Annotated in this window: 23 protein-coding genes; 19 read left to right on the forward strand and 4 right to left on the reverse strand. The window is 63.9% G+C overall.

The genetic code is table 11. The annotated features are described in order from the left end of the window. Nucleotide 1: 1 nt before the first annotated feature. A complete protein-coding gene (locus KBX17_RS00580) occupies nucleotides 2–1,261 on the reverse strand; it encodes a hypothetical protein (protein ID WP_050748768.1) in 1,260 nt (419 codons plus the stop codon). Nucleotides 1,262–1,357: 96 nt separating this feature from the next. Here KBX17_RS00580 and KBX17_RS00585 point away from each other — a divergent pair, with 96 nt between their 5' ends. The 3 genes from KBX17_RS00585 to KBX17_RS00595 are packed head-to-tail and all read left to right on the forward strand — an operon-like array spanning nucleotide 1,358 to nucleotide 4,036. Then, nucleotides 1,358–2,104, forward strand: a complete 747-nt coding sequence (locus tag KBX17_RS00585) for a phosphoglyceromutase (RefSeq protein WP_040423965.1) — start codon at nucleotides 1,358–1,360, stop codon at nucleotides 2,102–2,104. A gap of 31 nt (nucleotides 2,105–2,135) precedes the next feature. Next, complete coding sequence (locus KBX17_RS00590; protein WP_256018069.1) at nucleotides 2,136–3,338, forward strand: ATP-binding protein; 1,203 nt, start codon at nucleotides 2,136–2,138, stop codon at nucleotides 3,336–3,338. Then, nucleotides 3,335–4,036, forward strand: a complete 702-nt coding sequence (locus tag KBX17_RS00595; RefSeq protein WP_005286999.1) for a response regulator — start codon at nucleotides 3,335–3,337, stop codon at nucleotides 4,034–4,036. Before KBX17_RS00590 ends, KBX17_RS00595 begins: the two co-directional genes overlap by 4 nt. A 19-nt stretch (nucleotides 4,037–4,055) precedes the next feature. Here KBX17_RS00595 and KBX17_RS00600 read toward each other — a convergent pair whose 3' ends face one another. Next, on the reverse strand, nucleotides 4,056–4,928 hold the full coding sequence (locus KBX17_RS00600; RefSeq protein ID WP_040423430.1) for a hypothetical protein: 873 nt from the start codon (nucleotides 4,926–4,928) through the stop codon (nucleotides 4,056–4,058). A gap of 34 nt (nucleotides 4,929–4,962) precedes the next feature. Between KBX17_RS00600 and KBX17_RS00605 the strand changes: the two genes are divergently transcribed. The 5 genes from KBX17_RS00605 (at nucleotide 4,963) to KBX17_RS00625 (ending at nucleotide 8,700) form a co-directional block, all read left to right on the forward strand. Further along, nucleotides 4,963–5,904 (forward strand): Ppx/GppA phosphatase family protein, encoded by a 942-nt coding sequence (locus KBX17_RS00605; protein WP_083770225.1) that lies wholly within the window; start codon nucleotides 4,963–4,965, stop codon nucleotides 5,902–5,904. Beyond that, on the forward strand, nucleotides 5,905–7,122 hold the full coding sequence (locus tag KBX17_RS00610) for a hypothetical protein (RefSeq protein WP_256018070.1): 1,218 nt from the start codon (nucleotides 5,905–5,907) through the stop codon (nucleotides 7,120–7,122). Nucleotides 7,123–7,241: 119 nt separating this feature from the next. Beyond that, on the forward strand, nucleotides 7,242–8,054 hold the full coding sequence (gene proC, locus KBX17_RS00615; RefSeq protein ID WP_005286988.1) for a pyrroline-5-carboxylate reductase: 813 nt from the start codon (nucleotides 7,242–7,244) through the stop codon (nucleotides 8,052–8,054). A 178-nt stretch (nucleotides 8,055–8,232) separates the two neighbouring features. Beyond that, a complete protein-coding gene (locus KBX17_RS00620) occupies nucleotides 8,233–8,436 on the forward strand; it encodes a helix-turn-helix domain-containing protein (protein ID WP_005286986.1) in 204 nt (67 codons plus the stop codon). 162 nt (nucleotides 8,437–8,598) lie between these two features. Next, the gene (locus KBX17_RS00625) at nucleotides 8,599–8,700 is read left to right on the forward strand and encodes a 30S ribosomal protein bS22 (RefSeq protein ID WP_003855542.1); all 102 of its coding nucleotides are present in this window, start codon (nucleotides 8,599–8,601) and stop codon (nucleotides 8,698–8,700) included. 82 nt (nucleotides 8,701–8,782) lie between these two features. Here the strand turns inward: KBX17_RS00625 and KBX17_RS00630 are convergent, their stop codons facing one another. Further along, entirely contained in the window at nucleotides 8,783–9,703 is a 921-nt protein-coding gene (locus tag KBX17_RS00630) for an HAD family hydrolase (protein ID WP_370687573.1), read from the reverse strand. A 53-nt stretch (nucleotides 9,704–9,756) separates the two neighbouring features. On the opposite strand from KBX17_RS00630, the gene KBX17_RS00635 reads away from it, so the two are divergent. The 11 genes from KBX17_RS00635 (at nucleotide 9,757) to KBX17_RS00685 (ending at nucleotide 22,224) form a co-directional block, all read left to right on the forward strand. Next, a complete protein-coding gene (locus tag KBX17_RS00635; protein WP_005286979.1) occupies nucleotides 9,757–10,023 on the forward strand; it encodes a glutaredoxin family protein in 267 nt (88 codons plus the stop codon). 88 nt (nucleotides 10,024–10,111) lie between these two features. Beyond that, on the forward strand, nucleotides 10,112–11,485 hold the full coding sequence (locus KBX17_RS00640) for a glutamyl-tRNA reductase (RefSeq protein WP_005286977.1): 1,374 nt from the start codon (nucleotides 10,112–10,114) through the stop codon (nucleotides 11,483–11,485). Beyond that, on the forward strand, nucleotides 11,482–12,369 hold the full coding sequence (gene hemC, locus KBX17_RS00645) for a hydroxymethylbilane synthase (protein WP_005286975.1): 888 nt from the start codon (nucleotides 11,482–11,484) through the stop codon (nucleotides 12,367–12,369). Before KBX17_RS00640 ends, hemC begins: the two co-directional genes overlap by 4 nt. A 172-nt stretch (nucleotides 12,370–12,541) precedes the next feature. Continuing rightward, a complete protein-coding gene (locus tag KBX17_RS00650; protein WP_256018294.1) occupies nucleotides 12,542–14,242 on the forward strand; it encodes a uroporphyrinogen-III synthase in 1,701 nt (566 codons plus the stop codon). An 89-nt stretch (nucleotides 14,243–14,331) separates the two neighbouring features. Continuing rightward, a complete protein-coding gene (gene hemB / locus KBX17_RS00655) occupies nucleotides 14,332–15,351 on the forward strand; it encodes a porphobilinogen synthase (protein ID WP_040423959.1) in 1,020 nt (339 codons plus the stop codon). Then, nucleotides 15,348–15,935, forward strand: a complete 588-nt coding sequence (locus KBX17_RS00660) for a hypothetical protein (RefSeq protein WP_256018073.1) — start codon at nucleotides 15,348–15,350, stop codon at nucleotides 15,933–15,935. Before hemB ends, KBX17_RS00660 begins: the two co-directional genes overlap by 4 nt. 59 nt (nucleotides 15,936–15,994) lie before the next feature. Continuing rightward, nucleotides 15,995–16,477, forward strand: a complete 483-nt coding sequence (locus KBX17_RS00665) for a hypothetical protein (RefSeq protein WP_005286965.1) — start codon at nucleotides 15,995–15,997, stop codon at nucleotides 16,475–16,477. 13 nt (nucleotides 16,478–16,490) lie between these two features. Beyond that, nucleotides 16,491–18,974 carry a cation-translocating P-type ATPase gene (locus KBX17_RS00670; RefSeq protein WP_256018074.1) on the forward strand — a complete coding sequence of 828 codons (2,484 nt, stop codon included), beginning with the start codon at nucleotides 16,491–16,493 and terminating at the stop codon, nucleotides 18,972–18,974. Between the two features lie 10 nt (nucleotides 18,975–18,984). Beyond that, a complete protein-coding gene (gene hemE / locus KBX17_RS00675; protein WP_256002189.1) occupies nucleotides 18,985–20,034 on the forward strand; it encodes a uroporphyrinogen decarboxylase in 1,050 nt (349 codons plus the stop codon). Next, nucleotides 20,035–21,486, forward strand: coding sequence for a protoporphyrinogen oxidase (locus KBX17_RS00680; RefSeq protein ID WP_256018075.1), 1,452 nt, complete (start codon nucleotides 20,035–20,037; stop codon nucleotides 21,484–21,486). It abuts the gene before it with no gap. A gap of 6 nt (nucleotides 21,487–21,492) precedes the next feature. Next, a complete protein-coding gene (locus KBX17_RS00685) occupies nucleotides 21,493–22,224 on the forward strand; it encodes a DedA family protein (protein WP_005286948.1) in 732 nt (243 codons plus the stop codon). Here the strand turns inward: KBX17_RS00685 and KBX17_RS00690 are convergent. After that, nucleotides 22,221–23,033, reverse strand: a complete 813-nt coding sequence (locus KBX17_RS00690; RefSeq protein ID WP_255994374.1) for a TRIC cation channel family protein — start codon at nucleotides 23,031–23,033, stop codon at nucleotides 22,221–22,223. The two genes, KBX17_RS00685 and KBX17_RS00690, sit on opposite strands and share 4 nt — an antisense overlap. Nucleotides 23,034–23,045: the final 12 nt, after the last annotated feature.

Consider the following 23,045-nt stretch of genomic DNA (forward strand, 5'->3'; position numbering starts at 1 on the left):
TTTACTCGTAACCGAGTTCCTCCAGTGCCCACTGGAAGCCGACATTGGACAGGGCATTGCCGTAGGCCGTGGCGGCCGTACCCACTTCGGTGGCGAACTCGTTGGCAGCGGAGGCAACCTCCGGAACCGTTGCCTGTCCGGTGGCGACAGCCACGGCCGAGCCAGCGGCGAGCGTCTGCGCCTCTGCGCCGATGACAGCGGCATCCTGCTGAGCGGACTCAACCACCATGCCGAAGACCTCTTGGTTGGTGGGCGGAACCAGATCCTCCGGGGCCACATCCGGGTTGTTCTCCAGGATGTAGGAGTCGACAGCGTTGTCTTCTTCGTCCATGGAGACGAACTCTGCACGCGGCTGGTTCGGAGCAGCGGGGGTGAAGTAGTCGTTGACCTGGCCGTCCGGGACGTCGTAGGCGAGCTCGATGGCGCGGTCAGCGCGCTGCGCAGTGCCCAGCGGACCCACGCCGAGGGAGGACACGCCAATGATCTGACCGGTGGAGGGGTCAAAGTTCACCCCGCCCGAGTCGCCGTGCTTGTAATCCAGCGAGACGTGCCAGACGTTGTCCGCCGTGTAGAGCAGCTGGTAACCGCACTTGCGGGCGCCGATCATTCCGTCCTTGCAGATCGGCTGGCCGAAGTTGTCGAAGGAAACCTCGCCCGGGCGCAGCGTGCGGTAGTCGCGCACACCGGTCAGCGTCACGGGGGTGGAGCCGTTGCGGTTCGCCTTGTCCTTGGAGGAGGCGGAACCGTCGACGGCAGTGTCGTCGTCAAGCACCACGATGCCCCAGTCAACCGTGGTCATCGCCGTTTCCGGGATCGCGAGGGGATTCACCGGCGCCCCGCCTTGGAAATGAACCATGCCGGTTGCGCCGATGCGTTCGTAACCGTCGCGCGTGGGTGCGTAGACATCGCTGCCCAGCAGCAGGCCGGTCTCGGTGTCACCGACGACGCAGTGGCCAGCGGTCACCATGATGCGCTGGGTCGTGCCATCAGGCAGAAGCACATCGCCAATGGGGCCTTGGCTGCAGGCGAGAGTGAATGCCTCCGGCGGCATATCCATGCCCGTGGCTTCTTCGACGCTGACATCCGGGCCAAACGGGAATTCGGGGTCATACGGCAGCACGCGCATTGGCGCGCCGGGAGCAGCTGCAGCGCCCGTGTCAGCATGGGCCTGCGGTGCTGCCTCAGTGGCGGTGGCGAGGGTGAGAGTGCTGAACGCGAAAGCCAGCACGACGGCGGGAGAGAAAATACGACGAGTAATCACATGAAGAACATAAGCCACATCTGGCTGAATTTCTACTTAACTTCCTGTGAGAAAAATGACCAGCGAAAATAGCCAGAAAATGGCATGCTGGGGGTTATGAGCAACGGAAAGCTAATCCTTGTACGCCACGGACAGAGCACCTGGAACGAGTCCAACCAATTCACAGGCTGGGTTGATGTTGACCTGACTGAAAAGGGCGAGACTGAAGCAGTCAACGCCGGCAAGCTGATGAAGGAAAAAGGCATTCTGCCGGACATCGTGTTCACCTCCCTGCTGCGTCGCGCGATTCGCACCGCGAACATTTCCCTGAACGCGGCTGACCGTCACTGGATCCCGGTGACCCGCAACTGGCGCCTCAACGAGCGCCACTACGGCAAGCTCCAGGGCCTGAACAAGGCAGAGATCCGTGAGGAGTTCGGCGAGGAGCAGTTCATGGAGTGGCGCCGCTCTTACGACACTCCGCCTCCGGAGATCGACACGGACAACGAGTACGCGCAGACCGACGACCCGCGCTACGCGTTCCTGCCGGAGGTTCCCCGCACCGAGTGCCTCAAGGATGTCGTCGAGCGCTTCCTGCCGTACTACATCGACTCCATCCTGCCGCAGGTCCTGGACGGTAAGAACGTCATGGTTGCAGCGCACGGTAACTCCCTGCGTGCGCTGGTGAAGTACCTGGACAACATTTCCGACGAGGACATTGCCGGACTGAACATTCCCACCGGTATGCCGCTGGTGTACGAGTTCGATGACAACGGCCAAGTAACCAACCCGGGCGGTACCTACCTGGACCCGGAGGCCGCTGAGGCTGGCGCGGCCGCCGTGGCCAACCAGGGCAACAAGTAGCCTGCATGACGCAGTGGGCGATAATTAACACGTGAATTACGTTCTCGCCTTCCTTGCGGGAGGCATTGTCGTCGCCCTCGCGATCGGCGGAACCACGTGGCTCCGCCGCTGGCGGGGGCGTACCCGTACCAGCGACAACCCCGCAGACAACCAAGTCCGCACAGTCAGCCAGATCCTGCACTTGGTCATCCAGGGGTCGCCGACCGGTGTCACTGTCGTGGGCAGAAAAGGCGAGGTCATCCTGTCCAACGGCCGCGCCCACGAGATGTCGATTGTGCATGACAGGACGCTGAACCCGGAGGTGTGGGGCGTCGGCAAGCAAGTGTTTGAGGACGCAGAGACCCGCGTCTTGGAATTGAACCTCAAGCACCGCTCGACCGGCTCCCGCGTGAACAACGTGCGCGCGGTGGTGCAGCCGCTGACTTTGTCGGAGAACAGCTACATCATCGTGTACTCGGTGGACGAGTCTGAAAATGTGCGCATGGAATCCGCCCGCCGAGACTTCGTGGCGAACGTCTCGCATGAGCTGAAAACCCCCGTCGGCGGCATGTCGTTGCTGGCCGAGGCTCTGCTGGAGGACCCGAACGACCCGGAGATGGTCACCTACTTCGGTGAGAAACTGGTCGGGGAAGCTCAACGCATGGGCGCAATGATCACCGACTTGATCAATCTGTCCAAGCTGCAGGGTGCTGAAGCGCTCCCGGAAATGGCCGCCGTGACCGTCGACGAGATCATCGACGAAGCGATGGAACGCAACCTTCTCACTGCCGAAAACCAAGAGATCGAGCTCAACCGCGGCGAACGCACCGACACAATGATCATGGCAGACAAGTCTCTGTTGGTCACGGCTCTGTCGAACCTGATCACAAACGCGATCAATTACTCGCCGAAAGGTCAGCCAGTCAGCGTTAGCCAAAAAGTCGTCCGCGATTCGGTGGTGCTCATCCGCGTCACCGACCGCGGCATTGGTATCGCGCCGGAAGACCAGAAGCGTGTGTTCGAGCGTTTCTTCCGCGTGGACAAGGCGCGGTCGAGACAGACGGGCGGGACGGGGCTCGGTTTGGCCATCGTCAAGCACGTCGTGGCAAACCATGGCGGTAATATCAAGCTGTGGTCGCGTTTGGGAACGGGATCAACGTTCACGATCGAGTTGCCGGTGCACAAACCGGACCCGTCGAGTGCAACGGTCGTTCCCACAGAGATCGCCGAGTTGGACAATAAGGAGCAGCAATGACACCGACCATCCTGATCGTCGAGGATGAGGAATCGCTGGCAGACCCGCTTGCCTACCTTCTGCGCAAGGAAGGCTTTGAGGCGGTTGTCGCGCCGGACGGCCAGGCCGCGCTGACGCAGTTCGAGGCCAATAATGTCGACTTGGTTCTGCTCGACCTGATGCTGCCGGGCATGTCGGGGACCGACGTGTGCAAGAAGCTGCGTGCCACCTCCGATGTGCCGATCATCATGGTCACCGCGCGCGATACGGAAATCGACAAAGTCGTTGGCCTCGAGCTCGGTGCGGATGACTATGTGACCAAGCCGTACTCCACCCGCGAACTGATCGCCCGCATCCGGGCCGTGCTGCGACGCCGTTCCGATGTTGCGGACCCGCCGGGGGAGGAAGAGTCCAGCGAGAACATCCTCGAGGGCGGCCGCGTGCGTCTCGACGTCGAGCGTCACACCGTCTACGTCGACGACCAGCCTGTTCCGATGCCATTGAAGGAATTCGACCTGCTCGAGTACCTTATGCGCAACGCTGGCCGTGTGCTCACCCGCGGTCAGCTCATCGACCGTATCTGGGGTTCGGACTACGTCGGCGACACCAAGACCCTCGACGTGCACGTCAAGCGCCTGCGCACGAAGATCGAACAAGAGCCCTCCCGTCCGGAGCAGCTCATCACTGTCCGCGGGTTGGGCTACAAGTTCGAAGCGTGATGTCGCCGGCGTCGCGGCGTCACGATTGTGCGGCGCGGGTCGCCGGGTGCACGGCCTTCGCTTCTGCGGGTAGTGCGGCGCGGGCTTCGCAATGCTTTGCGACGATCCCGTATGCCTCCGCACCGATCAACTGCGTCAACTCGTCTTTCATCGACTTCCACACAGGAACCGCAGTGCTCGAGCCAGAGTGGCAGGCAGGGTCGTTGGTGCACCACCAGTCGAAGTCTTCGCCCCCGTCGCCCCACTGACGGCGGTCGTACTCGCCGATGGTGGTGCGCAGGATTTCTTGGCCGTCGCCGCGCTCCTCCCACGAGTCTTCGCGGGAAAATGGCACCTGCCAGCACACTTCCGGTTTTGAACCGATGATGTTGCGGCCTTCATCCATTGCCCACTGGTGCAGTGCGCACCCGGGGCCGGTGGGGTGGCCGTGGCGGTTGGCGAAGATGCACGCTCCGTCGACAAGCTTTGTTTTGATGGAGGGTTCCTCATCGTCCTCGTCCCACTCGAGCCACGGCTCCAACTCGGTCGGGTCGGCTGCCTCTATATAGCTGTCGACGTCGTCGGGGCGCAGCTGCCAGAACCGTGCGGGCATGTCGGCGACAGCGTTGTAAAGGTCGTCGCGGTCGTGCTCGTCCGACAGGTAGGCACCGTGGATGCAGCACCCAACGACTGGGAGTTCTTGTGAAATACCGCGGCACTGCGGTGTGCCGAAGCGGCACGACCATGTCGATTCCAGCCACGTGAGGTCGAGGGAGAAGTAGTGCAATGGATCGTCGGGGTGGACGAATTCGAACCATTCGTGCGGGAAATCAGGTGGCAATTCATGGCCTGCACGGATTGATTTTCCAGCGGGGGAGTCAGATGGAAAGCCCAAAAACACAGGTTGGTTCACAGTGAATCACGGTAGACGGTCTAGTGTTGAGCCTGTGCGACTAGGTGTATTGGACGTGGGCAGTAACACTGTCCACCTCGTGGCAGTAGATGCAAAAAGCGGCGGCCGCCCGACGCCAATGAGCGACTGGAAGCAGTCGCTGCGGCTCGTGGAAATGCTCGATTCTGAGGGCAACATCGACGACAAGGGCGTGAAAAAGCTCACCGAAGCGGTGCAAGAAGCCGCTGATCTGGCGGATAACCTCAAGTGCGAAGAATTCCTCGCCTTCGCCACCTCTGCGGTGCGGTCTGCCACCAACTCCCAAGAAGTGCTGGCTCACCTGGAAAAGAAGACCGGCGTGAAGCTCAAGGTGCTTTCCGGTCAGGACGAAGCACGGCTGACATTTCTGGCAGTGCGCCGCTGGTACGGCTGGTCCGCTGGGCGCATTACCAACTTGGACATCGGGGGCGGCTCGCTGGAGATGAGCACGGGTAATGACGAAGTCCCGGATATCGCCGTTTCCCTCGACTTGGGTGCTGGCCGCCTGACCCATGAATGGTTTGACTCTGACCCGCCGGAAAAGAAGACGGTGAACGCTCTTCGTGATTTCATTGACGCGGAACTGTCTTCCGCCGCTGAAGAGTTCCTCGTCCGCGGTGAAGCAGGTCTGGCCGTGGGTACCTCGAAGACGTTCCGGACCTTGGCGCGTTTGACAGGTTCCGCTCCGTCGTCCGCTGGCCCCTACGTCCAGCGCACGCTGACGGCTCCGGGTTTGCGCCAGCTCATCGCCTTCATTACCCGCATGACGGCGTCCGATCGGGCGGAGCTTGAAGGCGTGTCCTCCGACCGCTCCCACCAAATTGTGGCCGGCGCGCTGGTGGCGGAAGCAGCCATGAGGGCACTGAAACTTGATAAGTTAGATATCTGCCCGTGGGCATTGCGCGAAGGCGTGATCCTGCGTCAGATAGACATGGGACAGTCTGAAGGAGACGAGTAGATGGCCGAAAAGCAACTCACTGTTGCCGAGCTGATGGCCCGGGCGCAGCAGGAGAATCCCGAAACCGACGCTGAGGGCCAGCCCCGCCGCCGTCGTCGCCGCAGCATTGAAGAAGGCGGTGTGACCGTCGCCGAACTGACTGGCTCCTTCAAGAAGGTCAACGCCCGCCCGGCCCAGGTCAAGCACTCTTCTGTGCCGCTTGACGACGACACTGCCGAAAGTTCCGAACCAGCTGAAACGGTTAAACCCGACGAGGCAGTTAAGTCTGACGCGGGTGTGAAGTCCGCCGAGTCGGAGGTGCCCGCGGACGACCAGAAGGTCGAGCAGAAGTCCGAGGAGAAGACTGCGCAGAAGTCCGCGTTCAAGGATGCGGCCGAGGCGTCTGCCACCGAGCAGCGTTCTGACGAGCCCCCGGTCACACTGACCAAGTTCCGTCCTGTTCAGTCCACGCCGTCCCAAGCTGAGTCGTCCCAGTCTGAGGCGGCTCAAACAACACAGCCAGCACAGCCCGCCAAGACCGAGCCGACGCAGCCCACGTCGGAGCAGCCTGACAACGCAGATGGCGTGACCCTGCGCAAGGTTTCCCGCGCGGATGCTGTCCAGGAGCGCGACGCTGCTGGGGCCGCGGAGACGGAGCCGGCTACGCAGGTTCAGCCTGCCGTGCGTCCGGAACCTGCTGAGAAGCCCGCGCCGAAGACATCTGTCCAGCGCGAGACCCCGGTGAAGCGCGATTCGAGCGAAACCAACGTCATCCCTGTTGTTGAGGATGAGCAGAGCACCGAGCCGAAGACGGCTGCTTTTGCCGCTCCCGTTCGCGAAGGGGCCCGCAAGGACGTGCGGGACCGCAAGGTCGAGCCGCGTCAGGAGCGGGCAGAGGATCGCCTTGATGAAGCCCGCGCCGATGGCGCTGTGGAGCCGACCTACGAGGATGTGGCCAAGTACGACGATGAGGTAGAGGACACTAGTGTCAACCCGATCATGCTGGTGCTGCTCGTCTTCGCTGGCTTGATCCTGGGTGTGCTGGTCTTCCTTGGTTTCCAGTACCTTTGGGCCACCATGAATGCGATTGTGGTCGCAGTGCTGGCTGCAGTCGCAACGGGCCTCATTGTGCTGCTCGTTCGCGCGATGAAGACCGGCCGCGACGGCCTGACTCTCACGCTCGCTGGCGTTGCCGGCGCGGTGATGACGTTCGGCCCGGCGCTGATCTCAGCCGTCTAGTCTCAACACTGACCCCGCCCGCCCCGCACGCTCAGCGTGCGGGGTTTGCGCTTACAGGAGAAGAATCCCCGTGGTTGTTCTCGTTGAGAATTTCGGCGGGTGTGGCACGCTAGTGAGCCATGAGCAACATTGCAGTCATCGGCGCAGGCAATATCGGTGAGGCCCTGATCTCAGGGCTGGTCAACTCTGGCGTCGACCCGGAAACGATCACAGCGACAAACCGCACTCCGCAGCGCAGTGAGGAGCTGAACCGCCGGTACGGCGTGAACACGACAGACGACAACGAGGCGGCTACGACGAACGCTGACGTGTGCTTTTTGTGCGTGAAGCCGTACGCGGTCACGGATTTGATCGAGGAGCTGTCGGAGACGATCGCGAGCAACGAGACTGCAACTGTCGTCGTCTCCATGGCAGCCGGCGTCACGCTCGGTGCGATGACGGAGGCGGCGCAGAGCGCGGGCACACCCATCGTCCGCGTCATGCCGAACACCCCGATGCAGGTGGGCAAGGGCATCAGCGTCGTTGCATTTGGCAAGTATGTCGATGAGGACCAGCAAGAGCTCGTCACGGAGCTGCTGGGTGCGTGCGGCAAGGTCGCCGTCGTGCCTGAGTCGCTTATCGACGCTGCCGCAGCCCTTTCCGGTTCCGGCCCCGCCTACTACTTCCTCCTCACGGAGGCGTTGGTGGATGCCGGTGTGCAGATGGGGTTGCCGCGTGAGACTGCCATGCTGCTGGCCACGGGTACGGCAGAAGGTGCCGGGGCCATGTTGGCGCGCTCGGGTAAGCCGCCCGCAGATCTACGTGCAGACGTGTGTTCTCCGGCAGGAACGACTGTCCAAGCCGTCCGGGAACTCGAGGAATCCGGGATGCGTGGGGCCTTCTATCGGGCCGTAGAGGCTGCGACCAATCGGGCGGCTGAGCTGGGAGAATAACCAGATTGACGATAGTGACCCCGGGGTCCGCTGTGAAAAAAGTGAAAGTTTTCTTGCTTTTGAGTCGCATGTGACACTGTTTTCACGCTAGGCTGGTCCCGGCACGTGCGTGTCCAACTGTGGGAGGGGAAGCCTACAGCGCGCACCGGCTCTCTAGTGCTGGAGGTTTAACTAGAACATGGCAACTGAAGATAAAGGCAAGTTCCTGACCGTCGCTGAGGTCGCTGAGATCATGCGCGTTTCCAAGATGACGGTCTACCGTCTGGTCCACTCCGGCGAGCTGCCGGCAGTGCGCGTGGGCCGTTCGTTCCGCGTGAATGAGAACGCCGTCAACGAGTACCTGGATTCCTCGGTCTACGACGTCGACTCCGACGTGAGTTAGCCCCCCTCTTTTTGGATTCGCCCGGTCACGGCGCTAGACTTTGTACCCATTCATGTTGCGTGAGCGCCGCCTCGAGAGTGCACCTCGCGGCGTTGCCCCGGACCTGCCCTGGAACCGGAACGCGGCACGGAACTGTACGTACAAAGAGAAGCGAGGAAACCTATGGGCTCTGTGATCAAGAAGCGCCGTAAGCGCATGTCCAAGAAGAAGCACCGCAAGATGCTGCGCCGTACGCGCGTTCAGCGTCGCAAACTGGGCAAGTAAAACTGCCCCGCTTCACGCCCGCCCCTGCCGTTTGGCCGGAGCGGGCGTTTTTGGCTTTGGTTGACCCCGGCGAGCGTTCGGCCTAGCGCTTCCGGCGGCGGCGCCACGCCAGCGCGCCACCAATGCCGGCTACGGCGCCGAGCGGGACAAGCACGCTGAGGAACACCCGGCGCACCGGGCGGTAGTCCCGGATGAGCCAGCCGTGTTTCGCGGCGTGCTTTCTCAATTGGCTGTCGGGGTTGATGGCCACGGGGGTGCCCACCATGGACAGCATGGGAATGTCATTGGCGGAGTCGGAGTAGGCGGTGCACTCCTCCAAGTTGAGCCCCTGTGCCTTTGCCAGAGCAGCCACGGCGTGCGCCTTACCCGGGCCGTGGAGGATATCGCCGACGAGACGGCCGGTGAACTGTCCGTCCTCTTCCTCTGCAACGGTGCCCAGGGCGCCGGTGAAACCGAGGCGCTCAGCCAGAATTTGCCCGACCTGCACGGGTGTTGCGGACACGAGCCACACTTGCTCACCGGCGTTGATGTGCATCGAGGCGAGTTCGCGCGTGCCGGTGTAGGTGCGGGCGATCAAGTGAGCGTCGACAAGCTCTGCGCACAGGTCGCGCAGTTCGCTCACGCTCCACCCCGTGATGAAGCTCAGCGCTTTCTCACGGCCCTGCGCGATCGCGTCTGGCAGCTCCGCGCCGAACAAACGGTACCGGCCTTGAGCCACGAGATACGGGAAGATCTCGCTCAGCGTCAAAAATCCGCGCTTGAACAGCTGGTATCCCAGTGCGATGAGCGAATTTCCCTGGATCAGGGTGTTGTCTACATCGAAGAATGCAGCGGCGGTCGCGTGCTGCGGGATGTCCGGGTCGGGCTCGGTGACGCGCTCAGCGCTCTGGCCTACGGTCGAGGATGCGGCGGAGGCGGCGGCTTCGCCTGCGGTGCGCTGGTGGGCGTCGTCGATAGGCGGAAGCGCAGTCTCCTCAAGGTAGCGCCGCAGATTGCCGCTCAAGCCTTCTCTCCCTTCGTGTGTAGTGTGATCCATCGTATGTTAGGAGGTTCCCAATGGGTGCAGTAGCTGAGGTTGAACTAATGGTCCGCTCCACATGCGGCTCGTGCGAGCGCGTGGCGGCGCAGATCGCGCCCGTGGTGGCGGAAGCGGGAGCGCGTCTTTCGCTTGTCGACGTCGACGCCCACCCTGGCCTAGCCATCGAATTCGGTGACCGAGTTCCCGTCGTGGTCATCGACGGTGAAGAGTTCGCCTGCTGGGAAGTCGATAACGCGGAACTGGCTGCGGAACTCGCCCGTGGCGGGCAGGTAGACTCGCGCTAGATTCGCACGCGACGATCAGGGGATTGTCTGGGAACTGGGCAGCGGGGGTATCCTTTGGGATGATCGCGAACTGGCTTGGAGGGAAAACGTGAGTGTTCTCGTGGTGGGCATGTCCCACCGCTCGGCGCCCGTCGCGCTGCTGGAGCGGCTCAGCATGGACAACGCCGTGCAGGAGCAGACTGCACGCGCTCTTCTTGAGCAACCCAGCATCAGCGAAGCCATGACCATCTCCACCTGCAACAGGATGGAGGTCTACGCCGTCACCAACGCGTTCCACACCGGTGTCAACGACGTGCTGGGTGTGCTCAGCGAATTCTCGGGCGTGGAGTTGGCACAGCTGCGGGGATACCTCTATGTCCGCTATGCCGACGCCGCGGCGAAGCACCTCATGCGCGTCGCCGCCGGTTTGGACTCCATGGTGGTGGGGGAGCAGCAGATCATCGGCCAGGTCCGCTCCGCCTACCAGGACGCCGCAGACCGTGGCACGATCGGCCCGGCGCTGCACGCGCTAGTCCAGTCTGCTTTGCACGCCGGTAAACGCGTCCACACCGAGACAGATATCGATGACGCTGGTTCCTCCATGGTCACCGCTGCCCTCGACGAAGCAATGCGGCTGAAGGGACTGACCCCCGACGCGTCTCTGGAAGGGCACTCGGCACTGGTTCTTGGAGCCGGCGCAATGAGCTCTTTGGCCGCCACAGACCTGGGTAAACGCGGGGTGAGCAAGCTGATCATTGCGAACCGCACCCGCTCGCGCGCCGAACGGCTTGCCGAGCACGCCCGCGCAGCCGGTGTGACCGCCGAGGTGGTGGATTTTTCTGCCCGCGCCGGAGCACTGTCACGGGTGGACATTGCGGTCTCCGCGACCGCGAGCGACGGCTTCACCATCACCCCGGAGGACATTCCCGGGCCCGCGCTGCTGGTCGATCTGTCCCTGCCGCGCGACATCGACGACGCGGTCGCCGAGCTGCCCGGTGTCAGCCTCATCAACATCGAGGCCTTGCACGAGGCTCTCAAGCACTCCGCCGATTCTCCGATGTGCCCGGAGCTCGATGCCCGCGGGCAGGCCGAGGACATCGTCGCCACGGAGCTGGCCGCCTATGCAACCGAGCAGCGTGTGCGCGATGTCGCCCCTATGGTCACCGAACTGCGCGTCACCGCCGCTGAGACCGCCCAGACTGAGCTGGACAAATTGCGCTCCCGCCTGCCCGGATTGGATGACGGGGAGTTCGGGGAAGTGGAACGGGCGGTGCGCAGGATCGTCGATAAGCTCTTGCATAATCCGACCGTGAAGATCAAAGAGCTAGCGGGCACGCAGTCGAAGGTGAGTTACGAAATCGCCATCGAGGAGCTGTTCGGCCTCACCGGCGGCAAAGATACGCGCACCGGGCTCGCAGGCGACGACGGCACTCATTATGAGAAGAGCTCGCTTGCCGGGTTTTGTGAAAGGGAAAGCCAGTGACAGAGACGTTGAGAGTAGCCACGCGCGGGTCCAAGCTCGCTACGACCCAGGCCGGACACATTCGCGATGCGTTGATCAGCGCAGGACACAGCGCTGAGTTGACCATCGTCACCACCGCGGGCGACATGTCGCAAGCCCCTGTGGAGCGCATCGGGGTCGGCGTGTTCACCACCGCTATCCGCCAGGCGCTTTTCGACGGTGAAGCTGACGTCGCCGTCCACTCCTTCAAAGACCTTCCCACCGCTCACGAACCGCGCACGCACCTGATCATTCCTGTGCGGGAGGACCGCCGTGAAGCACTGATTGCCCGCGACGGCCTGAAACTGGCCGACTTGCCCAGCGGCGCCCGCGTGGGCACCTCCGCACCCCGGCGCATCGCTCAGCTGCGTGCGAAACGCCCTGATCTGGACATTCACCCGTTGAGGGGGAACATCGAGTCGCGCATGGGGCGCGTGACCAGCGGTGAGCTCGACGCTGTGGTGCTCGCCTACGCAGGCATGTCCCGCGTCGGCCTCGGCGAGCGCGCCACCGAAGTCTTCGCACCGGAGGACTTCATGCCCGCACCTGCCCAAGGTGCGCTTGCCGTGGAGTGCCGGGCGGAGGATGCGCAGGCGGTCGCAGCGATCGACACGCTTGTCGACGACTTTGCCACCCGCTGCGCCCTGACCGAACGCTTCGTTCTTGCGACCTTGGAAGCTGGCTGCACCGCGCCCGTCGCGGCGTCTGCGGTCCTCGACGGAGATGAGATCACGGTGCGCGGCGGCGTGTTCGCTCTCGACGGCTCCGCCCAACTCGTGCGCGAAGCTAGCGGCACAGATCCGCGCGAGGTGGGCCAAGCGTGCGCCCAGCAACTTTTCGACGCAGGAGCAGCCCAATTCCTCTAAGCACGGTTTTTCAAAACAGCCGTCTTACTTTAAGGTGTAACTACCATACGCCGTCTGCGCCGCTGTGCATCTGGTCCCCGTTAATGGGAGCTCCGGGCACGTCCCTTGGTGCGTAAGGCGGTTTTCTAGTGATTGACGCTTTCAAACGATCCGTTTAGAAGAGATTTCTTTGATGAATGCTGCCTCCTCCACAGCGCCCGAGAACGTTGGCAAGGTCATTTTCGTCGGCGCCGGGCCAGGCAACCCCGACCTGTTGACGATCCGCGCTCGCGAGGTGCTGGAGCGTAACTCGATCGCCGTTGTCGATCCGGACGTCTCTGGCGGTGTGCGCGGTGTCGTCGGATCCGCTCTCCCCGTGCCGGCTGACAAGCTGAAAGCGGCTGCGGAAGAGTACGAGGCCATGTGTGCCAAAGCCAAGGAGGCTGGAGCCCGCCGCAAGCCCGCGAAACCGGCAGACCCGACTGCGGCAGAGCTGAGCGAACAGGCACCCGCCGGAGATGAGATCGTCGAGCCGTTGCGTGAAGCCCTCGCCGAAGCGCAGGCGGCGATCGACCGCGGTGAAGCAGGCGATGGCGACGTCATCCGTCTGGTTGCGGGCAACCCGCTGACCCGCAACGCCATCATGGAGGAGATCTCCGCTGTCGCCGCCGCCGGCCTGGAGTTCCAGGTGGTGCCCGGCATGTCGTTGCCGTCGACGGTGCCCTCGTTCGCCGGCATCGCGCTCGGTTCCACCTACACCGAAGCTGACCTGGCCAACGAGCCGATCGACTGGGACGGCCTCGCCGCCGCCCCGCAGCCGCTCGTCCTCCAGGGCGAGGCCCGCCACTTGCCGGTCATTGCCACCGAGCTGCAGGCCCGCGGGTTCTCCGCGTCGACGCCGCTGACTGTGACCATCAACGGTACGACCCGTCTGCAGCGGACGTTTGATGCGACGCTGGGGACCGTCGGCAAGCTCGATGCGGACTTGGATGGCACGCTCGTGGTCACCATCGGCACTGCTGTCGACGACCGTTCGAAGTACTCCTGGTGGGAGAACCGTCCGCTCTACGGCTGGCGTGTACTCGTGCCGCGCGCGAAGGAGCAGGCCGGTGTGATGAACGCCCGGCTGAACTCCTATGGCGCAATTCCGCAGTCCGTGCCCACCATTTCCATGGAGGCGCCGCGCAACCCGGCGCAGATGGACCGCGCGATCAAAGGCATCGTTGAGGGACGCTACCAGTGGATCGTGTTCACCTCGGTCAACGGTGTTGACGCTGTGTGGGACAAGTTCGAGGAGCTCGGCCTGGATGCCCGCTCCTTTGCCGGGGTCCACCTGGCCGCAGTGGGGGAGAAGACCGCTGACGCGATTCGCTCCCGCGGCATGATCCCGGAGCTCATCCCGCACCGCACGAAGCAGAACGCGCACGGCCTCGTGGACATCTTCCCCGAGTATGTCGAGGAGATCGACCCGGTCGGCCGCGTGCTGCTGCCGCGGGCGGACATCGGCAGCGACGTGCTTGTTGACGGCCTTGTCGAGCGCGGCTGGGAAGTCGACGACGTCGTCGCCTACCGCACTGTCCGCGCCGCCCCGCCGGCACCGGAAGTGCGCGACATGATCAAGACCGGCGGGTTCGACTCTGTTTGCTTCACCTCCGCATCGACTGTGAAGAACCTCGTCGGCATTGCCGGCAAGCCGCACCCGCGCACCATCATCGCGTGCATCGGTCCCATGGCGGCTGCGGAAGCGAAGGAGCAAGGCTTGCGGGTCGATGTCGTGCCCGAGGTCGCCGACGTGCCGTCGCTTGTCGACGCATTGGCCGAGCATGTCGCCGGTCTCCGCGCTGCCGGCCAGCTGCCGCCGCCGCGGAAAAAGCGTCGCGCCCGACGCTCGTAGCTACGGCCGTGGACGCCATTCGTAGAATGGTCTGTGTGCCTACACCGTCGGAACCCACAGATTCGTTCAACCACTCGCCTGCACCGAGCCTGACTGGCCCGGTGCGGCGGCCGCGGAGGCTGCGCCAGAACGCCGCGATGCGCCGCATGACGGCGGAGGTCCGCCTGGATCCGGCGGACCTGATTTTGCCGCTGTTCGTTGCCGACGATCTCGGTGAATCGGGCAAACCCCGCATCATCGCCTCCATGCCGGGCGTGTACCAGCACAGCATGGACTCTCTCGTGGAGATCTGCCGGGAGGCTGTTTCTTTGGGGATTCCGTGCGTTGACTTGTTCGGTGTGCCCCGCAGCGAGGACAAGGATGCGTCCGGCTCCCAGGCCTGGGACCCGGACGGCGTGCTCAACCGTGCCATTGCTCGGCTGCGCGACGAGTTCGGCGACAAGCTGCTCATCATGACCGACACCTGCCTCGATGAGTTCACCGATCACGGCCACTGTGGCGTCTTGGTCACCGACCGGGAGGGCAATGTGGCGGTGGACAATGACGCCACCTTGGAGCTGTACGCGAAGATGGCCGTGTCGCAGGCTGAGGCCGGCGCGCATATTGTCAGCCCGTCCGGAATGATGGACGGCCAGGTGGAAGTGATCCGCCACGCGCTCGATCAAGCGGGCTACACGGATGTCGCGATCATGGCGTATTCGGCGAAGTATGCGTCTGCGTTCTTCGGCCCCTTCCGTGACGCTGTCGGTTCCTCCCTGTGGGGCGACCGCAAGACCTACCAGCAGGATCCGGCAAATATCCGCGAGTCCCTCATGGAGGTCGAACTCGACGTGGCTGAGGGCGCGGACATGGTCATGGTCAAGCCGGCCATGCCGTACCTCGACGTGCTGGCGAAGGTCGCTGAAGTCTCGCCCGTCCCCGTCGCCGCCTACCACGTCTCCGGCGAGTACGCGATGATCCAGGCCGCCGGCCGCAATGGCTGGATTGACCTAGACCGCACAATGATGGAAGCGTTGCTCTCCATCAAACGCGCCGGCGCCGACCAGATTCTCACGTACTTCGCGCTCGACGCAGCTCGCATGCTTATCGACGAAAGACCCCGCCCATGACCCACCCAACCCCGCCCGCACCGCAACAACCCGCCCAGCCCGCGCAGGACGCTCGGCCTGACCAGCGGCCGGAAGCCGTGCGCTACCTGTTGGTCACGTGGGTGGTCATGATCGGTGCGGAGTTGTTGCACCAGCTTTTCTCCATTGCGATGCCGCTGTTGGATCCTTCCGCGCTGTTCGAGAGTGCGCGTGAGGCCAGCAAGGGCATGCCGCAAGAGGTGTCGGAGGGGCAGGTGAAGTTGGTGGCGTATACGTCGATAAGCATCATGGCACTGCTGTCGCTGCTGATTGTCGCGCTGCTTGCGCTCGCACTGCGGGCCGTGGCGGCGCAGAAGAAGTGGGCGAACAGCGCGCGTACTTTGCTGATGGTGTTCTCTGTGTTCTTTGCGCTGCGCATGCTCACAGTGTTTCTGATCAACCCTGCCGGCATGGATGTGCCCACCGCGGTCATCGGTGCCGACGGCGTGCTGCAGATCGCTGCGGGAGTGGCGGCGATCTGTGCCCTCATCTTCGCTAACCAGGACGATGTGAAGAAGTGGACGGCCAAAGACGCCACAGACCATAATGACGTAAGCACTCACTAAAAACCCAGAACCTAGAGAACCCAGAGAACCCAGAGAACCCAGAAACGCAGGTGCACGTCATGGCCGGGATGTTCCCCACGATCGTGAGCGACCCGAACGACCCGAACCGCCGCTACCGCGGTGCAGTTGGGGACACGTGGCCGCGCAATCTGCAGATCGCGTTCTACCTCATCTGCGGCGCTGCGGTGCTCATGCTGGTGACTGCGATGATGCTGCTGTCCCAGGGCTTCCCGGGAGATCCGGCGAATGAGTCGCTGCGTGCGTCCTACATGACCAACTTGCGTGCGGTGTCCATCGGCAACATTGTGCTGGCGCTGCTGCTGGTCTCGGCGGCGAGCTACTTCCGCCACGGCAACCGCATCGCCCGCCGATGTGCGGCTGGATTCGTGGCACTGAGCTGCTTTCTCAACGTCGCGGCGTTCATGGTGCAGCTGACGTCGTGGGCGTCCATGGTCATTGTGATTCTGCTGGCGTTTTCCATGCTGTTCGCGTTCCGTCCGGACGCGAACGCGTTCGTGGACAAGATGAGCCCCCGCTTTTAGTGAGCACGTAGAGATGACCGCATACATCGAGGAAGAGACTCAAGACCGGCCGCATGTCTCCTATTCCTTCACTCTCGAGGGGCTGCCGGGTGCGCCCGATATCGATGAGGTCGAAGCCACCCTGGAGACGATCGAAGGTGTCGAGTGCAAGATCGTGCACCCGAGCAACTCCGCCTGGATCACGGCGACAGCTGCAACGGGGCCGGAGCAGATCATCGAGGTTTTCGCTGAACTAGGCATCACGGCGCGGCTGACCGATGCCTCGCAGCTGCGCCACGCAGCCCCCGCCGACATGACAACGGGCCGGCGCCGCTCTCAACGCCCCGTGCCCACGCGGATGCGCCGCCGGCGTCGGAGCGCGGACCGGTCGCTCGACCGCGCACGGCGCGCCGGGTACACCCCGCAGCGCAAAACGGAGCCCACGCAGGACGATGTCCTCTACACCGCCCGCGACTTGGTCACCCCCGCCCGCATGTGGGTGGCACTGGTGTTCACGCTGCCGGTCCTCGTGCTCGCCTACTTCCGCCCTACGCAGTTCGACGGTTGGCAGTGGGTCGAACTCGCCTTGGCCACGCCGGTGGTCACGTGGTGCGCGTTACCGTTCCACCGCGCATTGCTCGGCGGAGTCCGGCGCGGCAGCACAGCACTTGACGGTGCGAGCGCCGTCGCCATCATCATCGCGTACCTGTGGTCCGCCGCCGTCATTTTTGTCGCGCCGACCGGCCACCGCGGCTGGCATTCGGGCTTCACGTGGTTCGCCACCACCCGCGGCACAGCGAACGGCCCAGAGCTATTTCTCGATGTCGCGTGCGGCATCACGCTGCTTCTGCTGATCGGGCGGCGGTATTCCATCCGTGCGCGCACATTGCTTCTCGACGAAATGACCGCCCGCACCCTCGACCCCGACACCGAATACATCCGCTTCTGCAAGAAACGCGGCCAGGCCGAGGCTGCCGAGGAACGCATTCCCGTCTCGGAGATCAACCGCGGCGACGACATTGTTGTGCACGTGGGTGAGATCGTTCCCGTCGATGGTGTGATCATGGGCGGGCGCGCACGGTTGCGCCCCGGGCTGATCGACGCCCACGAACCCATTGACGTCAAAGTCGGTTCCATCATTTACGCTGGTTCCGTCATCGCCGAGGGCGAAGTCAAGGTGCGCGCGCAGCGCACCGGCCACGCGACGCGGTGGAGCGCCGTGGAGCACTGGTTGGCAGACGTCGAAGCGCGCCAGCGCTACGCCTCTGTGCAGCACGCGCGGTCAGCGGCGGCGTTGCTGCCGGTGGCGATGGCGGTGGCGCTGACAAGCTTCGTGCTCTGGGGCCTGATCACGGGCGACTATAACGCGGCGTTGCGCACCGCATTGGCCGTGCTCTCCGGCGTGGCCCCAGTCGCGTTGGCGCTCTCGCCGGCGCTGGCGATGCGCCTGGGCATTGAATCCGCCGCACGCAACGGTGTGCTTGTCCGCGACGGTGAAACCCTGCGGACCTTAGAGACCGTGGACACGATCGTGTTCAACCGCGTGGGCACGCTCGCGCAGGACGAGATGTTCGTCGAGTCCGTCACGGCAGCCGAGGGCGACAGCAAAGAAATGGTGATGCGCATTGCCGGCGCTCTGTCGATGAACTCCCAGTTCGCCGTTCCGCGTGCGCTCGTGGCAGGTGCCCGCGATGCCCGCGCCGGGGCCGACGATGACCGTGAGCTGCCTGCGCGCTACGAGCTGGTCAGCGTCGACTATGCGCGCACCGGCGATGTCACCGGCCGCCTGGCGCTGGTGTACGTCGACGAAGACGGCCACGAGAGCACGACGCACATCGACGCTATGCTGTGGCGCCCCTCCAACCTGTCCCATTTAAAGGGCAACCTGGCGGTGGCAGCGACCTCTGGCGGCACGCCCGTTGTGGTGCATTGGAAGGGCAAAGACCGCGGCGTGATCACATTGCATGACCCGTTCAAGGATGACGCCGACGACGCCATTGCGTTGCTGAAGGGTCAAGGCCTAGAAACGGTCATGTGTACCCGGGACACGTACGCCGTCGCCCGTCGCTTCGCCGATTACCTAGGCATCTCCACCGTGCTGGCAGGCATCACCGCCGACAAGAAGCCCGGCGCCATCCGCACCTTGCGTGCCAACGGTGCAGAGGTAGCCATGGTCGGCGACCGCACTGTGATTGATGCGCTGCGCGCCGCCGATGTGAGCATCATGTACGCCACCGCAGATGACATTGAAACGGGACGCAAGCGCAACCGCCGCGTGTCGGTGATGCTGCTGCGTCAGGATGTCACCGCCGTTCCCCAGCTCATCGCTCACGCCCGCAATGTCTGCGGCATCAAAGACCGCAATCTTTCCCTGGCGTGGATGTACAACATCGCCATGCTCTTCTTCGCCGCCATTGGTGTGATCCCGCCGATCATCGCCACGGTGCTCATGCTCGGGTCGTCGCTGCTCATTGAGTCATTGTCGATGCGGGCGCGGCGTTTCCCGCGGAGCCTGTAACAATGGAGCCATGAGCAGACGCACGCTTGACCACGCCCCCTTGATCGCCGCTGCTACCGGCCGCACCCCGTCGCGCACCCCGGTGTGGTTCATGCGCCAAGCGGGCCGCTCCCTTCCCGAGTACCGCGCTGCACGGGAAGGTATCGCCATGCTGGACTCCTGCTTCATGCCGGAGCTGCTCGCGGAGATCACCATGCAGCCGGTGCGCCGCCACGACATGGACGCGGCGATCCTATTCTCCGACATCGTCGTGCCGCTCAAGGCAGCCGGCGTGGATGTAGAGATTGTGCCCGGGCGCGGACCCGTCATGGGGTCGCCGGTGCGTTCCCGCGCCGACGTCGACGCCCTGCCTGTCCTGGAAGGCGATGTCGCCGACGTCGCGGAAGGCATTTCGATCATCCTGTCCGAGCTCACCGACACCCAAGCCCTCATCGGCTTCGTCGGTGCCCCGTTCACCCTGGCCAGCTACCTCATCGAGGGTGGCCCGTCCAAGAACCACGAGAAAACCAAAGCCATGATGCACGGCGACCCGGACACCTGGCACGCCCTGATGTCCAAGCTCGTGCCCACCATCACCGCTTTCCTGCGCATCCAGGTCGAAGCAGGCATCGACGCGATGCAGTTGTTCGACTCCTGGGCCGGTTTCCTCACTGAGGCCGACTACCGCCGCTACGTCCTGCCGTACTCCACCGAGATCCTGGCCACCGTCGCCGGGGAGATCCCGCGCATCCACTTCGGCGTGGCCACCGGTGAGTTGCTCGGGGCGATGTCGGAGGCGGGCTCGGAAGTGATGGGCGTCGATTGGCGCGTCCCGCTCGACCGCGCCGCTGAACGCTTCACCGCTCCGAAGGTGCTGCAGGGCAATCTCGACCCGGCGCTGCTCTTCGCCGGCACCGACGTCGTGCGCGAGGAAATCGCCCGCATCAAGGGCGAAGCCGAGTACGCCGTGCGTGCCGGCACAGCAACGGGCCACATCTTCAACCTCGGCCACGGGGTACTCCCGGAGACCGACCCGGACGCCATCACCGAGGCAGTCCGCATTATTCACGAGGAGGCGTAAATGAACATCGCCATCATCGGTGCCGGCCTGGCTGGCCTCACCGCCGCCTACGAGCTGCGTCACGGCCGCCACGACGGCCGCGACGACAAGATCGACGTGTACGAGGCCACTGACCGCATCGGCGGCAAGCTCTACACAGTGGCCTTCGAAGCTGGCCCCACAGACATGGGAGCGGAGGCGTTCATGGCGCGCCGCCGCGACGCCGTCGAGTTTTTCGAGTCCCTCGGCTTAGGCGACTCCCTCGTCGAGCCTTCCGGCCTGCGCTCGCTCCTCTGGTCCGGCGGTGCCGTCCGCGAGCTGCCCACCGGCGGCGTCATGGGCATCCCCGGGCGCTCCGATACTGTCGCCCACCTCGTGTCCGCCGACACCGCCGCGCTTATCGACGCTGAATCCGACCGCCCCGGCTTCTTCTGGCCCACCCCTGATTCCGACCCTGGCGACCTCAACGTCGGCACGCTGGTGCGTGAACGCTACGGTGACGAGGTCGCCGACATCATCGTCTCCCCGCTGCTCGGGGGAGTGTACTCCTGCACGGCTGATGACCTCGGCGTGCGTGCCACGATCCCGCAGCTCGCCGCCGAATTCGATCGATTGACCGCCGAGCACCCCGACCGCCTGGTCCACCTGTCCACGGCTGTGCGCAACTTGGAGACGCAGCGCGCTGAGCTGCCCACCGGCCACGGCGCGGTGTTCAACGCCTTCCGCGACGGCTACCAGGAACTCTACGAAACCTTGGCCGAGCAATCCGGCGCCGACATTTACATCGATGCCTTCATTTCCGGCATTGAGCGCGCCGACTCATCCAGCGACGCCGCCGCGCCCCAGTACAAGCTGACTGGCGGCGAAGACACCCGCTACGACCACGTCATCCTCGCCGTGCCCGCGCCGACTGCGGCACTGCTGCTGAAGCGCGTTGCCCCCGAGGTGGCCGGGGAACTGGCGCAGGTGAAGTTGGCGAACTCCGCTGTGGTAGGCATGCGCTTTGCCGACGGCTCGGGCCTGCCGGAGAACTCCGGCATCCTCATTGCCGACGCAGGAGCCGACACCGCCAACACTGATGTGCGCGCGAAGGCGTTCACACTGTCGTCGAAGAAGTGGCCGCACCTCGCCGAGCGCGGCGGGGCACTCGTGCGCGCTAGCTTCGGCCGCTACGGCGACAACCCGGACCTGGCTATCACGGCCTCCGAAGACGACCTCGTCGACTGGGCACTCGATGACCTGCAGACCATCACAGGGTTCGACGGCAGGGAAGCAGGCCTCGAAGAAATCTACGTCCAACGCTGGTTCGGCGGTCTTCCGCGTTACGACGAGGGTCATGTGGGGGTGGTGCGTGACGTCGATAAGCAATTGGCGCAAGTGCCCGGCATCTCCGCGACAGGCGCATGGGCGGGCGGCGTCGGCGTGCCCGCCGTCATCGCACACGCGCGCGACACAGCGCGTGCTGTAGGTTAATTGTCCATGCACGACGAGCAGGACCGGGTGGACGACCGCCCCGCTTCCGAAGAACCCGAATGGTGGGAAGAACCAGGGCTGCCCTGGAACTCCAAACCCACCAAAGCCGACTACTGGTGCCTCGCGTGGTTCGGTTTTGTCGGCCTGTTCGGCATGGCGATGATTCCGCTGCGCGCGTGGCTGCTGGGTCTCGACCCGCCGGTGATGCTGGCGCTGACCGGTTCGCGCATCGGTGCGGCCTCAACCGGTGCGCTGGCCGCCGTCGGTGAAGCGCCGGGCTGGATCTGGTACCTGCTCATCGGCTCGGTCGTGGCCATCAAATTTGACTGGGTCTATTGGTGGGCCGGCAAACTTTGGGGCCGCGGCATCCTTGATGTGCAGGCGCAGAACTCCAAACGCATGGGGCGCAACATCGAACGGGTCGAAGGCTGGTTCCACCGCGTCGGATGGGTTGGCATTTTCCTGGCGTACGTGCCGATTCCGCTGCCCATCGCGTTCGTCGTCTTCGTCATGTGCGGCGCGACCGGCATGGACGTTAAGAAGTTCATGCTGCTCGACTTCATCGCGAAAACCGCGTGGTCGTTCCTCTACTTCGGGCTCGGCTGGGCGATCGGCGAGCCGGTCGTCTTCGTCCTCGAGCAGTACGCGAAGGTGGCCAACTGGGTGGCCATCGGTCTGCTCGTGGTCATCTTCTTCGGGGTGTTTCGCGGGCAGCAGAAGAACGCGGGCACAGCCTAACCGCGTGGCTCTGCCGCAGCGGGGGAGGAGCCGGCGCGCTCCAACACTTGGTCGCGCAGGTAGATCCGGACGATGTTTATCACGTCCTCGTCCGGCGCCTTTTCGATAGCGCCAGCAATGTCCACCACCGGATCATCCTTCGACATGTTCAGCTCGGCGGCGAGGCGCTTCTCCAAAGATCTCTCGGTGTAGCGGGTGCGCGGGGCGCGACGCGTGCTCACCCAGTACACGGCCATGGACAGCACTGATGCGGCGATCGACGCGATGAGCATGCCCTTCCACGGAGTGACCTGAAAGTGGGAAAATGCGAGTGTCAGGCCGGCGGCGAGCAGAGCTGGAAAGACCAACATCTTCTGGGACGTGAACAGGCTGGGAATATTGCGCAGCACGACGTCGCGCACCAACGATCCGCCGGTCGCTGTGATGACGGCGAGCAGCAGTACGGAGATCCACGGCAGATCGTTGACGAGTGCTTTAGACGCGCCCACTACCGACCACACTCCGACAGTGACCACGTCCATGTAGAAGCGCACGCGGTCCCACAGCCGTCCTTCGACGTGGAGGAAGAATGCGATGGCACCGCCGAGTACCGCGATGATGAGATACCAGGGGGTTTGCAAGGCTGCGACGGGGCCGTTGTTGAGCAGGCAGTCCCGCAGCATGCCGCCGGCGAGCGACGAAATCAACGCGATGAAGCCGAATCCGACCACGTCGAAGTTCATGCGTTTGGCCACTTGTCCGCCGACGATCGCGGCCAGCAGCACACCGGTGTATTCGAGGATGAAGTAGAGAGGGCCGAAGTCATTCACGCCGGCGATTCT

It is taken from the genome of Corynebacterium sp. CCUG 65737 (assembly GCF_024454115.1).
Classification (GTDB): Bacteria; Actinomycetota; Actinomycetes; order Mycobacteriales; family Mycobacteriaceae; genus Corynebacterium; species Corynebacterium genitalium.

Coding starts and splice junctions, on each gene's coding strand:
- KBX17_RS00635 (WP_005286979.1), top strand. CDS start 9,757: ATGGGTGCAGTAGCTGAGGTTGAACTAATGGTCCGCTCCACATGCGGC.
- KBX17_RS00685 (WP_005286948.1), top strand. CDS start 21,493: ATGCACGACGAGCAGGACCGGGTGGACGACCGCCCCGCTTCCGAAGAA.
- KBX17_RS00620 (WP_005286986.1), top strand. CDS start 8,233: ATGGCAACTGAAGATAAAGGCAAGTTCCTGACCGTCGCTGAGGTCGCT.
- KBX17_RS00595 (WP_005286999.1), top strand. CDS start 3,335: ATGACACCGACCATCCTGATCGTCGAGGATGAGGAATCGCTGGCAGAC.
- hemE (WP_256002189.1), top strand. CDS start 18,985: ATGAGCAGACGCACGCTTGACCACGCCCCCTTGATCGCCGCTGCTACC.
- KBX17_RS00585 (WP_040423965.1), top strand. CDS start 1,358: ATGAGCAACGGAAAGCTAATCCTTGTACGCCACGGACAGAGCACCTGG.
- KBX17_RS00680 (WP_256018075.1), top strand. CDS start 20,035: ATGAACATCGCCATCATCGGTGCCGGCCTGGCTGGCCTCACCGCCGCC.
- KBX17_RS00670 (WP_256018074.1), top strand. CDS start 16,491: ATGACCGCATACATCGAGGAAGAGACTCAAGACCGGCCGCATGTCTCC.
- KBX17_RS00660 (WP_256018073.1), top strand. CDS start 15,348: ATGACCCACCCAACCCCGCCCGCACCGCAACAACCCGCCCAGCCCGCG.
- KBX17_RS00625 (WP_003855542.1), top strand. CDS start 8,599: ATGGGCTCTGTGATCAAGAAGCGCCGTAAGCGCATGTCCAAGAAGAAG.
- proC (WP_005286988.1), top strand. CDS start 7,242: ATGAGCAACATTGCAGTCATCGGCGCAGGCAATATCGGTGAGGCCCTG.
- KBX17_RS00665 (WP_005286965.1), top strand. CDS start 15,995: ATGGCCGGGATGTTCCCCACGATCGTGAGCGACCCGAACGACCCGAAC.
- KBX17_RS00610 (WP_256018070.1), top strand. CDS start 5,905: ATGGCCGAAAAGCAACTCACTGTTGCCGAGCTGATGGCCCGGGCGCAG.
- KBX17_RS00650 (WP_256018294.1), top strand. CDS start 12,542: ATGAATGCTGCCTCCTCCACAGCGCCCGAGAACGTTGGCAAGGTCATT.